An 11,747-nucleotide genomic window follows, 5' to 3' on the forward strand; every position below is an offset into this window, starting at 1 on the left:
CACAGCCGCTATGCTTCTTCCGTCCCGGCGCTCTGTCCGAAGACGCGCGAGCGGGTGAGAAAGCGGACGCCTTCCGGACCTTCGAGCGAAAACATGCCGCCGCGCCCGGGAACGACGTCGATGATCAGTTGCGTGTGCTTCCAATATTCGTATTGCGCCTTGGCGATGTAAAACGGGCAGCCGCCGATTTCGCCAAGCAGGACGTCAGAATCGCCGACAATCAGCTCGCCGAGCGGATAGCACATCGGCGAGCTGCCGTCGCAGCACCCGCCCGATTGATGGAACATGAGCGGGCCGTACTTTGCTTTTAGCTTTTCGATTAATGCCAACGCCGCTTCGGTGGCGATTACTTTCGGTTCATCGCCCATTACGTCCCCTCCTTATGCATTCGATTTCCGTTTTCGACATTGACGCTCGCCCGGCGGTCCGCCGAAGCGGGACAACAGCGGTGTCGCCAAAGGCAAAAGAGGGTGTCCCGAAAAGATCAGGACACCTTGTCAAAATGCTGGGCGCTTCGCCTCTAAACGAGGAGGCGATGAAAGAGTGGGTGGATGAATATTAGAACAAGCCGAGTTTTTTCGGCGAATAGCTGACGAGCAAGTTTTTCGTTTGTTGGTAATGGTCGAGCATCATTTTGTGCGTTTCGCGGCCGATGCCGGACATTTTGTAGCCGCCGAATGCTGCGTGAGCCGGGTAGACGTGGTAGCAGTTCGTCCACACGCGGCCGGCTTGAATGCCGCGGCCGAACCGGTACGCCGTGTTGATGTCGCGCGTCCAGACGCCGGCGCCAAGGCCATACAGCGTCTCATTGGCGATGGCGAGCGCTTCATCGTTGTCTTTGAACGTCGTGACGGCCAACACCGGCCCGAAAATTTCTTCTTGGAAAATGCGCATTTTGTTATGTCCTTTGAAAATCGTCGGCTTGACGTAATACCCGCCGGCGAGCTCGCCTTCAAGCATGTTCCGCTCACCGCCGATCAAAAGCGCGGCGCCTTCCTGTTTGCCGATGTCGATGTATGATAAAATTTTCTCAAGCTGCTCCGACGACGCTTGGGCGCCGATCATCGTTTCCGTGTCAAGCGGGTTGCCTTGTTTAATTTGTTTGACGCGTTCAAGCGCCCGTTCCATAAACGCATCGTAAATCGATTCGTGGATGAGGGCGCGCGACGGGCATGTGCAGACTTCGCCTTGGTTTAAGGCGAACATCGTCAACCCTTCGAGCGCTTTATCGAGAAACTCGTCATCTTTGTCCATCACATCAGGGAAGAAAATGTTCGGTGACTTGCCGCCAAGCTCAAGCGTAACCGGAACGATGTTTTGCGAGGCGTATTGCATGATGAGCCGTCCGGTCGTCGTTTCGCCGGTGAACGCCACTTTCGCCACGCGCGGATTTGAAGCGAGCGGTTTGCCGGCTTCCAAGCCAAACCCGTTCACAACGTTGACGACGCCAGGTGGAAGCAAATCTTCGATGAGTTCGATGAGGACGAGAATTGACGTCGGCGTTTGCTCCGCCGGTTTTAAGACAACGCAGTTGCCGGCCGCAAGCGCTGGCGCGAGCTTCCAGGCCGCCATTAAAATCGGGAAGTTCCACGGGATGATTTGCCCGACGACGCCGAGCGGTTCTTTGAAGTGATAGGCGACCGTGTCGTGATCGATTTCCGAAATGGTCCCTTCTTGGGCGCGAATGCAGCTGGCAAAATAGCGGAAATGGTCGATGGCAAGCGGAATGTCAGCCGCGAGCGTCTCGCGGATTGGCTTGCCGTTTTCCCACGTTTCCGCGACCGCGAGCCGTTCCAAGTTTTCTTCCATCCGATCGGCGATTTTGTTCAACAGGCGGGCGCGCTTGGCGGGTGACGTGCGTCCCCATTCCTCTTTTGCCGCATGGGCGGCGTCAAGCGCCAGTTCGATATCGGCGGCTTTCGAGCGCGGCACTTCGCAATACGGCTGCCCGGTGATCGGCGTGATGTTTTCAAAATACTCGCCGTCCATCGGCGGCACCCATTTGCCGCCAATAAAGTTTTCGTAGCGCTTTTTGAACGTGACAAGCGCCCCCGACTGGCCTGGTTGTGCGTAAATCATCCCCGATTCCCCTTTCATTTGAATATTTGTACACGCTTTCAATAGAAGGAATATTAGAAAAATTCCTCCCGATGATTAGATTAGCATGGCTGGACAATACTGTCAAATGGGAAAAGCGCTAGCCAGAGAAATCGGTCGGAGGCGGCCGTTGGGGATGAAAAAGGACATTCGGCTCGAGTGCATAGGGGGCCAAAAGGCCATGAGCCCCCTTTTTCACTGCTGTATATGCTTATGGAACGGATTTGTAATTGCATACCTTATGGTTGCACTAGAGAGAAGGCGCCCTTTTGAATCAGCCCCTTGCTTGAAACGGCCGACTAATCCACCTCAAGCCCCTCAAGCCAGCGGCTTGCGTATACGCCGCAAAGGTGATGGAACACCTCGAGCAGTTCGTTCGGATCGGCGGCGAAAAATGTACAGGCGGCCGATTCGTTTTCCTCCCGGCCGAATTCGATTAAAAAATCGGTGGCGATCCGGTTGAACAAGAGCAGTGCGCTGTAAGAGCGCTCCAGTTGGCGTTTCCGTTCTGCCGCATCATCGATGTCTGCAAACGGGCGTCCATACCGCTCAACAAGCCCCGGAAGGCGGCGGCGGATCGCCTGCTGGGCGTCAGTCAGCATCGCCTCGATCGTGCCTGGCGATAAAAACGTCTGCTCGCGCAGCATATAGCCCCAAATTTGTTTTAACGCGTGCGCCGATTCACTCGCAAAAGCGATATTGCTAAGCAAATCGTTCATATACCGTTCCTCGTCGGCTGCTTGAATGCGCAGTTTCATAATGATTTCAAGCACATCGGAATGGACTTTTTCTTTCCGCCATGGCTTCGTCAGTTCGTGAAGCAAGATGGAAAGCAAACGAGCCGCTTCGTCTCTTGTCATCATCAGTCAATCCTTTCGTCGCAAAGTCATCGCTTTCATTTTACCATGACCGCTCACGCGCCTCCTACCCTTGAAACAGTCGGGGATGCGGGAATGACTGGCAGAGGGAAAGAAAGGGCGATCGTTCCCTTGGCGAAGCGCTGGAAAGAAGAGGTTTCTGGAATCGGCATTGCTGAAAGACCATCGTTCACGTATGATGGTAAAGAGGAACATCGTCTAGAAGGCTGGTGATTTCGTGCAAGACACTGCTGATCCCAGCTGTTTTTCAATGAGAGAAAGCTTGCGAAATTTTGGGCCAAATGCGGCCCATTTGCGCGCGGCAGCCGTTTTTTACCGTCCTTCTAGAAGGCTGGTGAAAAACAGCGATCGCCCCTAACTGACGTTGGATGACATGAAACGATAAGCTGATGCCACAAGGTTTCTCAATTTGAGAAACAAGGCGGTGAAGCAACCTGCTCCGTTAATCACCATCCTTCTAGAGGAATGGTGATCTCGTGAAAAAGCCGTAGAAAACGGTCCTGTTTCGAGTTGAGAAGCCTTGTCAAAACTGTTCCTCTTATCAACTGATAAAGAATGAATAGGACGGAATCAGTCATGTTTCACCGGTTTTCTAGAATATCCGGGCGAAAGAGAGGCATATTCGAGCGCGCCTGGCATATGCTCGAACAAAGGAGAGGGAAGGAGAGAGAGGCATGAAACCGTTGCGCCTGCGCGGCCATCATTTGCTTTGTGTGCACGGGTTCCGCGGCATGGGCTACAGCCCGTCGTTTGTCGAAAAAATGTGGGAGATCGTCAAGCGAATTCGCGATGAGGAGGACGATTTTCCGATTGAGGTGGTGGCGGCGCTTGATGAGGCGTGCGTCGCCTGTCCGCACCACGGCGAAACGACATGTGAAGCCGGCCCGAATTCGGATGACCACGTGCGTTCACTTGATGGAAACGTCATTCGCCATTTAGGCTTAGAGGCGGGCAAGGTGTACCAAAAGTCGGAATTGATCCGGCGGACGGCGGAAATGGTTGAACCGGACGATTTGGACCATTTATGCCGCCATTGTTCATGGCTTCCGTATGGCGTCTGTAAAGAAGGAATCGCCAATGTCCGCCGCGGGAATATTGCCCAAATATAAATGATTTCGGTTATCACCGGCGTCGTTGCTCCGAATCGGCAAGGATTTTTGTTGTTCGCGGAAATTTCTAAAAAATGAAGGATTCCACGAGCTGAAAAATGTGATATGATAAACAATTATAAAGACTTTCGACAGAAAGGGTCATGGAACATGAAAGTAGCCAAATTCGGTGGAAGCTCGGTGGCGAGCGCCGTGCAATTCCGCAAAGTGGCTGATGTTGTCAGTTCGGATATTGAACGCCGCATCGTCGTCGTATCGGCGCCTGGAAAGCGATACAAAGACGATGTGAAAGTGACGGATATGCTGATTCGGCTGGCTGAGCAAGTGTTGGCCGGTGAACCGTACGAGGAAACGATGCAGACGATCGCGAAACGGTACGCTGACATTGCCGATGAGCTCGAACTGGAAGCTGACGGTTTTTTGGCTGAACTTGCGGATGATTTACAGTCAAAAATCAGCGCCTATCGGAACGAGCCGGCCCGCCTGCTGGATGCCATCAAGGCGAGCGGGGAAGATCATAATGCGCGGCTGATGGCGCTCTATTTGCAAGATGTTGGGCTCGAAGCGAGCTATGTCAGCCCGCTTGAGGCCGGCATTGTCGTGACGGACGAACCAGGCAACGCCCAAGTGCTTCCGGAGTCGTACGAAAAGTTGCGGCAGCTGCGCGAACGCCGTGGTGTGCTCGTGATCCCGGGCTTTTTCGGCTATTCTCCATCCGGCCATATCGTCACCTTCCCGCGCGGCGGGTCGGATATTACCGGTTCGATCGTTGCTGCGGGCGTAAAAGCTGATGTATATGAAAACTTTACTGACGTTGATTCGATTTATTGCGTCAACCCTTCGATCGTCGCCGACGCGCGCAAATTGAAGGAAATTACGTATCGGGAAATGCGTGAGCTGTCGTATTCCGGCTTTTCCGTCTTTCATGACGAGGCGCTCGAGCCGGTATATCGGGCCGGCATTCCGGTTTGCGTAAAAAATACAAACAACCCGGCCGCCCCAGGCACATGGATCGTCGCCAAACGCAACCATATCGATGAACCGGTCGCCGGCATTGCGAGCGACACCGGCTTTTGCAGCATCAACATCAGCAAATACTTAATGAACCGCGAAATCGGCTTCGGCCGGCGCGTGCTGCAAATTTTAGAAGACGAAGGCATTTCATATGAACATACGCCGTCAGGCATCGACAACATGTCGGTCATTTTGCGGGCCAGCCAGCTTGCCGACGGGAAAGATGAGCGCATTTTAGCCCGCATCCGCGAGGAGCTCGCCGTCGATGAAGTGACGATTGAGTATGGATTGGCGCTCATCATGGTCGTTGGCGAAGGGATGGAAAAAACGGTCGGAATGGCCGCAAAAGCGGCAACGGCGCTCGCTAATGCCAACATTAACTTGGAGATGATCAACCAAGGGTCATCGGAAGTCAGCATGATGTTTGGTGTCAAAGAGGATGTCGTCAACGAGGCGGTTCGCGCGCTATATCACGCCTACTTTCAAGAGCTGACCGTCAGTCAGCCGTCATAAGGAAAAGGATGTCCGGGCTTGCGGGCATCCTTTTTTCATTGTTCGTACGTTTGTTTCCGCCATTGCTGTTTTTCGTACATAGGGAGGAACGATTCGGAAAATACTACCAATGTACGCAAATAGCGATGGAAAAGGAGGAAACAACGGTGAAAAAATGGCTCGTTATGGCTGTTTTCGCGGTGATGTTGGCTTTGTCCCCGGTCAGTGCAGCAGCTGCCATCAACCGAGCAGAACTCGAACAGTACGCGGAAAGCGTCGGCTGGACGGTAAGCGATTTGCTCACTTATTTAGATCGGTACGGGCTGACCGTTGCCGATTTTCACTCAATGGGGGAGTTGCAACAATGGCTTGGCACGCCGCTGACCGATGAGCGGCTCCATGCTGTGTTGCGCCGGCACGGGCTGACCGTCGAGGAGCTCGAAGCGCTGCTTGGGCAGTTTGGCGAAACGGCGCAAGATTATACGTTCGTGGAAGACTTGGATCGCGCCATTCGTTTTTACTCCAAGCATAACGCCGCCATGCAGCAAATGAACGATTTGCTTGGGGCGCTCGGAATGACGGAAAAGGAAGTGCGCGAACTCACTCGTCATATCGCCTCACTTGGTGATCCGCAGCTGCCTGGGCAGCTAGCAGCGCTTCGTGAACGGCTGCGCCCGTTTAAAGAGACAGAGGGGCCATGGACCAACGAAGCGCGCCGCGAACTGCGGGCGATTTGGGACGAGGCGCTCGCCTTGTTGCAGCTTGAGGCCAAGCTTTATGTTGACGGGCGAGAAACGGGATGGTCAGCGTCGGCTGCGGCAGCCGATACAGAGCCGATCGTCGTCAAATTGTATAACCGCCAAGGTGAGGAAATCGCCGATATTGCCATCACGAGGGAAATGTTGACATCTGGTTACATCGTCCGCGCTGGGGAGAAAGGGATTGATGCCGGGGTGTTGGCGCTTGAGATGAAAGGGATGATGTACGGGGAAAAACTGCCGGATACCGCGTCGCCATACGCGGCGCACGCTCTCGCCGGACTGCTGCTCGCATCGGCCGGTTTCTTTCTTTATCGGCGGGTGGGGCGGCTCAAAGGATGAGGGTGGTGGGGCACAAGCAACGTACGACCCGGCTTCCTTGGCAACAACGGGCTGCTTGCTGCGCGGCGTTCCTGCTGATGGCCATCGGGATCGCAACAGCTGGCTGGAACGGGTATTGGTACACCGTTGGCTGGAAGGCGGCAAAGCAAGACGGCGAAGCCCCCGCCACGATGCGGCATGCGCCCGGGCCGAAAGCGAAAACGCCCCCTCAGGCCGCCCATTCTTCCGGGAGTGGCGAAGCCTCCTCGCCTCCGCCGCTTGGCGCCTACCTCGGCGAACTCGCCATTCCGAAGCTCGGGACGGCGATTCCTGTGTATGAAGGGGTTCGTGAACAAGAACTGCGCCGCGGTGTCGGCCATTACCCGGCGAGCGCCTGGCCGGGCGGCAACGGGCATGTCGTGTTGTCCGGTCACCGTGACACCGTGTTTCGTCGCTTCGGGGAAATCGATATCGGTGACGCGCTCATCATCCGAACGAACGGCACAGCCGTCCATTACCGCGTCGTCAATATCCGCATCGTCGACGACGACGACCGCACGGTTTTGGTCGATAAAGCGCGGCCGACGCTGACCGTCACGACGTGCTACCCGTTTCGTCTCATCGGTCCCGCCCCTAAACGTTATATCGTCACTGCCCGCCCAGTCCGGATTGACACCGCCGCCCGCGCGACTGTGCCGAGGCGTTAGACGCTTAATGGAGTTCTGAAAGAAGTCCTTCTTCAAGCAAAGTGAGGTGCGAGCAATTCACAATCGGACATCAAAAAGAAAAGGCTAGAGAGTGCGCTCCCTAGCCTTTTATCTTTCCCGGTTGCTATGTGTTCTCGCGCTATGCCGTTCGTCCATTTGCTGGCGAAATTCCTTGAGCAGCGCTTCGCCTTGCAGCCCTTTCTCGACAAGGCCGGCCAGCACGACTTCAGCCAAGTGGGTCCGCCTTGGGATCATCAGCCCTTCCATTAGGACGCTAATATGGCCGTTCATTTTTGTGATCGAGCGGACGGCGACAAGCATGTTCGCCGGATCGTTGCCCGGATTGGTGATCGTCACTTGCAGCTGAAATTCTCGTTGTTCTTTCAAGCCGGCAAACATCGGCTCATAGTCATCATCCAAATACGCTTCAACAAGCCAGCGGTTTTGGCCATCCTCTTTATTGATAATCAAGCCGTCAATAAACGGGATGTCCCGGCGGCGCATTTCCCCATCAATGACCGAGAGCCCGACAAGCTTGAACGTTTTCATCTCGCCCACCTCATTACCGTTGTCTTACCCATGATTATAGCATAGGCAACTAGGAGAAGAAAAACCGGATGATGCACCCACAGCCGCAAAAGCTATCCACATTTTTTTGCCGTGGAATGACAAAAACACTATTTTGCTGCATCATTGTTGACGCAACTTTCGCCTTTTTCGACGATTGTATGTATAGATTGCACAGAAAAATGCAAAAATCGCGATTTTACGGCAAAAAACGGGATCGTTTATGATAAGAGTGCGGTGGACAGAAAGGGGGAATGCAACGGAACATGATCAATCAAGTCGTACTTGTCGGCCGGTTGACGAAGGACCCGGAGCTTCGCTACACGGCCGAGGGGGCGGCCGTGACAACCGTTACGCTGGCGGTAGCGAGAAATTTTCGCAACGCGGAAGGGGGGATCGATGCCGATTTCGTTCCGTGTGTTTTATGGCGGAAAACGGCGGAACATACCGCCAATTACTGCCGAAAAGGATCAATGGTGGCGGTAACGGGAAGAATTCAGACGCGCCGCTATGACAATAAAGATGGCCAGCGCGTCTATGTGACCGAAGTCGTCGCCGATTCCGTTCAGTTTCTTCACTCCGGCAAAGCGCGAGAATGGCCGGAGCATGTCTAGCTGTTTCCCCATTCATGCCTTTCTTAGCGAATCCCCAAGAGAAAGAACGTTTCCTCACAACTTCCCCAATGATGGCGCTAGCAACCGATGTTAGCGCTTTTTTCTGCTGGGCATGGTTGGGCAAGAGGGTGTCAGCCGATGGCTTCGGCACACTCCTTAATGATCGTCATCAACATCGTTTCGACATGTTTTCGCTTTTTCTCAGGCAATTTCGTCAGCGTGTACATCGCTTCGCTCATATCTTGGTTTTGCAGCAAATAGTCAATCGCGGCGAGCGTCTTTTCGTTTATTTCCGTTGTTCCGTAAAGCCTCTTGACTTCGCGCAGCACTTCCTGCCGCTGCACCTCGCTGCCAATTAGAAAATCCGCACTGACATGAAACAAACGGCACAACTTTTCAAGCGATTGGATATCAGGGAGCAAGCTGCCGTTTTCCCACTTGCTGATTTGCGAGCGGGATACGTTTAACTGCTCAGCCAGCTGCTCTTGGGTCCAGCGTTGCTGTTTCCGCAGCCTTTTCAGCATCTCGCCGAGGTTTTTCATCGTTTGTCACCACGCTTTATATCATTATCTTAAAGATAGGAAAGCGCGGTGGTGAATTTTGTTCCTTTCCAGAACGTTAACTATATACGTTCAGGATTAGAACGATATTGCATTTTCTACCAACGGTCGACATCTTTTTTCCTTCGGTTAGACATAGTACAATAAGTAAAAAAGGGTAAATATTTACTATTACTGTAGGAAAAAGAGGGATCGAAGTGAATATTTATCTCGCCGATTTCATTGTCCGTGAACGAAACGAAGCCAAACAAGGGAAAAAAATGTACCGCATATTCATTAAGGAAATGAAGAATCCATTCTCCATCCGATTGAAAACGATTGTCCCTACCAATTTCACTGATTCGCTCCGTTGCCTAAGAATCGAAGAAGAGCCGGGGCGTTTTTCATTCGAAGGCGAGGCGTTGTTCCGCACGGTGGCTTGCTCGGATGAGGCCCAGCTTTATTTTGTGTTTAAATGTGTCAGCCAGCTTTACATGTTTATCGTCAAGCTTGATCTCCGCCTAAAAAAATTAGCTGTTGCCCTCTACGAATGGAATCAGCTCCAACAAAAATACATGTTGATCCGCACCAATGAATGGCTGGCCATGGAACGGCAGCTCATTGATGAAATTTTACAGTCGATCTATATTTGTGATCACCGCCGCATTTCCTATTTGTTTACATGTCCAGCCCGGAACAACCGTGAAAAGCGATAAGGGATCATTGAGCCATCATTCATCCCTCCATTTCCCAATGAAAAAAAATGTTTCCTCCCAAGGTATATGTTCGTTATACTTAAAGCAAAGGGGAAAACGTCGGTTTTTGCCGGAAAGTGTGCTCGATTTGTCGGTTTTCGCCGCAAAGTGGCGCACTGGGCCAACGCCGGCGGCAGAAAGAAAACGATCGAAACCAGGGAAGGGAGAGGGAACGAAAGTGAAGTCAAGCCATATCGTGTTAGCCACCGCCTTTGCCTCTGCGCTCTTTTTGGCGCCGGACGACGGGGAAGCAGCGGAATGGAAAGAAGGCATGAGTTCCCCAAAGGTGAAAGAGTTGCAGCAATTATTAAAGGAAAAAGGGTTTTTTTCTTATCCGCAAGCCACGGGCTATTTTGGGCCCATTACGGAGGAGGCGGTGCGGGCGTTCCAACAAGCTGTCCATCTGCCAACAACCGGTGTCGTCGATGATGCGACTTACGCGAAGCTGCGTGCGTTCGTTCCAACGGCTCGCGCGTTGTCCGTTGGCATGCGCGGCGACGATGTGAAAGTGCTTCAACAGCGGCTCAAACAGCTCGGTTATTTCCAATACCCACAGATTACCGGTTATTTCGGGACGATGACCGAAGCGGCCGTGAAGCAGTTTCAACAAGCGAATGGGCTTCGCGCCACTGGAAAAGCCGATGCCGTGACAATCGAACGCCTTCGGCAAGCGGCCAGCCAACGGACAACCGCCACATCGTCTTCATCGGCGACGCTCAACATCGGTTCAAGCGGTTCCAAGGTCAGCGAACTGCAAAACAACTTAAAGCGCCTCGGCTATTTTACCTACCCGAAGATTACCGGCTATTACGGAACCGTGACAGCGGACGCCGTCCGCCGTTTCCAGAAGGACAACGATTTGCCAGCGACCGGTTCGGTCGACCCAACAACGTTCGGACGCATTGAAGATGCAGTCAAGAAAAAAACAGCCCCACCGGCTGAAGAGGATCGCTCTTCCCTTTATTTGACGATCGGTGCGCGCGGTGAAGAAGTGAAGCGGGTTCAGGCCAATTTAAAACAGCTTGGCTATTTTACCTACCCGGAGATCACCGGCTATTACGGAACCGTGACAGCGGACGCTGTCCGCCGTTTCCAAAAAGATGCCAAACTTCAGGCGACTGGCATCGTGGATGACGCCACGTACGAGCGCCTGATCGGACAAGCTCCAGCACCTAAAGGACAAGCTCCGGCGTCCAGTCTCGACGTCATCGAACTTATTGCTGATGCGGCTGAGCTGCTTGGCACGCCGTACGTTTGGGGCGGCGAAACTCCGGAAGTCGGCTTTGACTGCAGCGGTTTTCTTACATACGTGTTCAAGCAACAAGGTGTTTCATTGCCGCGGACGGTGGCGGACATCTGGAGCGTTGGGAAACCGATCTCTTCTCCAGCTGTCGGAGACATCGTGTTTTTTGAGACGTACAAAAAAGGCCCTTCCCACGCTGGCATTTACATCGGCAACGATCAGTTCGTCCATAGCGGCGCTTCAACAGGTGTGACGATCAGCCAATTGAACAACCCGTATTGGAAAGCCCGCTACTTAGGGGCGAAGCGGTATTATTGATCTTGCCGCCAAGCCTAGCTTTTATTAGCAATACAAGTGGCAATGCTGCGTCATGAGCAATAAAGAGCAAAAACTGTGCCGATATCGTCCTGTGACGGTGAGGAACCTTTTATTTACGTGTTGATTTGGTTGGACAACAAGGACTTTGACGATTGATGGCGAAAAAAGTATACACTTTTCTTTTTTTCTTTGGTTGTTCTCCTCTCTATAAAAGTGGCTGGCAAAAAAGAGAGAAAATGCTTTAATTTTGTCGTGTATTGTCCGATAAAAAAAGTAGAAAGGACGGCAAGTGACAGTTTTTGTCGTTTAATAATCAAAAAAAGAGAGAAGTAGGT

The 11,747-nt window shown here is 52.8% G+C and carries 12 protein-coding genes; 7 read left to right on the forward strand and 5 right to left on the reverse strand.

The annotated features are described in order from the left end of the window. Positions 1–8 precede the first annotated feature (8 nt). From IC803_RS00715 to IC803_RS00725, 3 genes are all read right to left on the reverse strand, one after another. Positions 9–368 (reverse strand): DUF779 domain-containing protein, encoded by a 360-nt coding sequence (locus IC803_RS00715; protein WP_081210747.1) that lies wholly within the window; start codon positions 366–368, stop codon positions 9–11. A 190-nt stretch (positions 369–558) separates the two neighbouring features. Further along, complete coding sequence (gene adh / locus IC803_RS00720) at positions 559–2,079, reverse strand: aldehyde dehydrogenase (protein ID WP_081210745.1); 1,521 nt, start codon at positions 2,077–2,079, stop codon at positions 559–561. Between the two features lie 317 nt (positions 2,080–2,396). After that, on the reverse strand, positions 2,397–2,960 hold the full coding sequence (locus IC803_RS00725; protein ID WP_081210743.1) for a hypothetical protein: 564 nt from the start codon (positions 2,958–2,960) through the stop codon (positions 2,397–2,399). A gap of 689 nt (positions 2,961–3,649) precedes the next feature. On the opposite strand from IC803_RS00725, the gene IC803_RS00730 reads away from it, so the two are divergent. The 4 genes from IC803_RS00730 to IC803_RS00745 all read left to right on the forward strand — a co-directional run bounded on the left by IC803_RS00730 (position 3,650) and on the right by IC803_RS00745 (position 7,376). Next, a complete protein-coding gene (locus IC803_RS00730) occupies positions 3,650–4,084 on the forward strand; it encodes a DUF1284 domain-containing protein (RefSeq protein WP_081210741.1) in 435 nt (144 codons plus the stop codon). A gap of 150 nt (positions 4,085–4,234) precedes the next feature. After that, on the forward strand, positions 4,235–5,611 hold the full coding sequence (locus tag IC803_RS00735; RefSeq protein WP_081210739.1) for an aspartate kinase: 1,377 nt from the start codon (positions 4,235–4,237) through the stop codon (positions 5,609–5,611). Between the two features lie 146 nt (positions 5,612–5,757). Next, positions 5,758–6,690, forward strand: coding sequence for a processed acidic surface protein (locus IC803_RS00740; RefSeq protein ID WP_081210777.1), 933 nt, complete (start codon positions 5,758–5,760; stop codon positions 6,688–6,690). A 5-nt stretch (positions 6,691–6,695) separates the two neighbouring features. Then, a complete protein-coding gene (locus IC803_RS00745; RefSeq protein WP_081210737.1) occupies positions 6,696–7,376 on the forward strand; it encodes a class D sortase in 681 nt (226 codons plus the stop codon). 108 nt (positions 7,377–7,484) lie between these two features. Here the strand turns inward: IC803_RS00745 and IC803_RS00750 are convergent, their stop codons facing one another. After that, positions 7,485–7,925: a YwpF-like family protein gene (locus IC803_RS00750; RefSeq protein WP_063164692.1), complete on the reverse strand. Its 441-nt coding sequence runs from the start codon at positions 7,923–7,925 to the stop codon at positions 7,485–7,487. A gap of 272 nt (positions 7,926–8,197) precedes the next feature. Here IC803_RS00750 and ssb point away from each other — a divergent pair, with 272 nt between their 5' ends. Continuing rightward, complete coding sequence (ssb, locus tag IC803_RS00755) at positions 8,198–8,557, forward strand: single-stranded DNA-binding protein (RefSeq protein ID WP_190304243.1); 360 nt, start codon at positions 8,198–8,200, stop codon at positions 8,555–8,557. 131 nt (positions 8,558–8,688) lie between these two features. On the opposite strand, the gene IC803_RS00760 is transcribed toward ssb, so the two are convergent. Further along, positions 8,689–9,099: a helix-turn-helix domain-containing protein gene (locus IC803_RS00760; RefSeq protein ID WP_063164693.1), complete on the reverse strand. Its 411-nt coding sequence runs from the start codon at positions 9,097–9,099 to the stop codon at positions 8,689–8,691. A gap of 215 nt (positions 9,100–9,314) precedes the next feature. Here IC803_RS00760 and IC803_RS00765 point away from each other — a divergent pair, with 215 nt between their 5' ends. Both IC803_RS00765 and IC803_RS00770 read left to right on the forward strand, forming a co-directional pair. After that, complete coding sequence (locus tag IC803_RS00765) at positions 9,315–9,812, forward strand: hypothetical protein (protein ID WP_081210736.1); 498 nt, start codon at positions 9,315–9,317, stop codon at positions 9,810–9,812. A gap of 217 nt (positions 9,813–10,029) precedes the next feature. After that, a complete protein-coding gene (locus IC803_RS00770; protein WP_143421107.1) occupies positions 10,030–11,412 on the forward strand; it encodes a C40 family peptidase in 1,383 nt (460 codons plus the stop codon). Positions 11,413–11,747: the final 335 nt, after the last annotated feature.

The organism is Geobacillus sp. 46C-IIa (assembly GCF_014679505.1).
GTDB lineage: Bacteria > Bacillota > Bacilli > Bacillales > Anoxybacillaceae > Geobacillus.

Excerpts from the sequence above, each read along its gene's own strand:
- ssb (WP_190304243.1), top strand. The coding sequence starts at position 8,198 with ATGCAACGGAACATGATCAATCAAGTCGTACTTGTCGGCCGGTTGACG.
- IC803_RS00760 (WP_063164693.1), bottom strand. The coding sequence starts at position 9,099 with ATGAAAAACCTCGGCGAGATGCTGAAAAGGCTGCGGAAACAGCAACGC.
- adh (WP_081210745.1), bottom strand. The coding sequence starts at position 2,079 with ATGATTTACGCACAACCAGGCCAGTCGGGGGCGCTTGTCACGTTCAAA.
- IC803_RS00725 (WP_081210743.1), bottom strand. The coding sequence starts at position 2,960 with ATGATGACAAGAGACGAAGCGGCTCGTTTGCTTTCCATCTTGCTTCAC.
- IC803_RS00735 (WP_081210739.1), top strand. The coding sequence starts at position 4,235 with ATGAAAGTAGCCAAATTCGGTGGAAGCTCGGTGGCGAGCGCCGTGCAA.
- IC803_RS00730 (WP_081210741.1), top strand. The coding sequence starts at position 3,650 with ATGAAACCGTTGCGCCTGCGCGGCCATCATTTGCTTTGTGTGCACGGG.
- IC803_RS00715 (WP_081210747.1), bottom strand. The coding sequence starts at position 368 with ATGGGCGATGAACCGAAAGTAATCGCCACCGAAGCGGCGTTGGCATTA.
- IC803_RS00750 (WP_063164692.1), bottom strand. The coding sequence starts at position 7,925 with ATGAAAACGTTCAAGCTTGTCGGGCTCTCGGTCATTGATGGGGAAATG.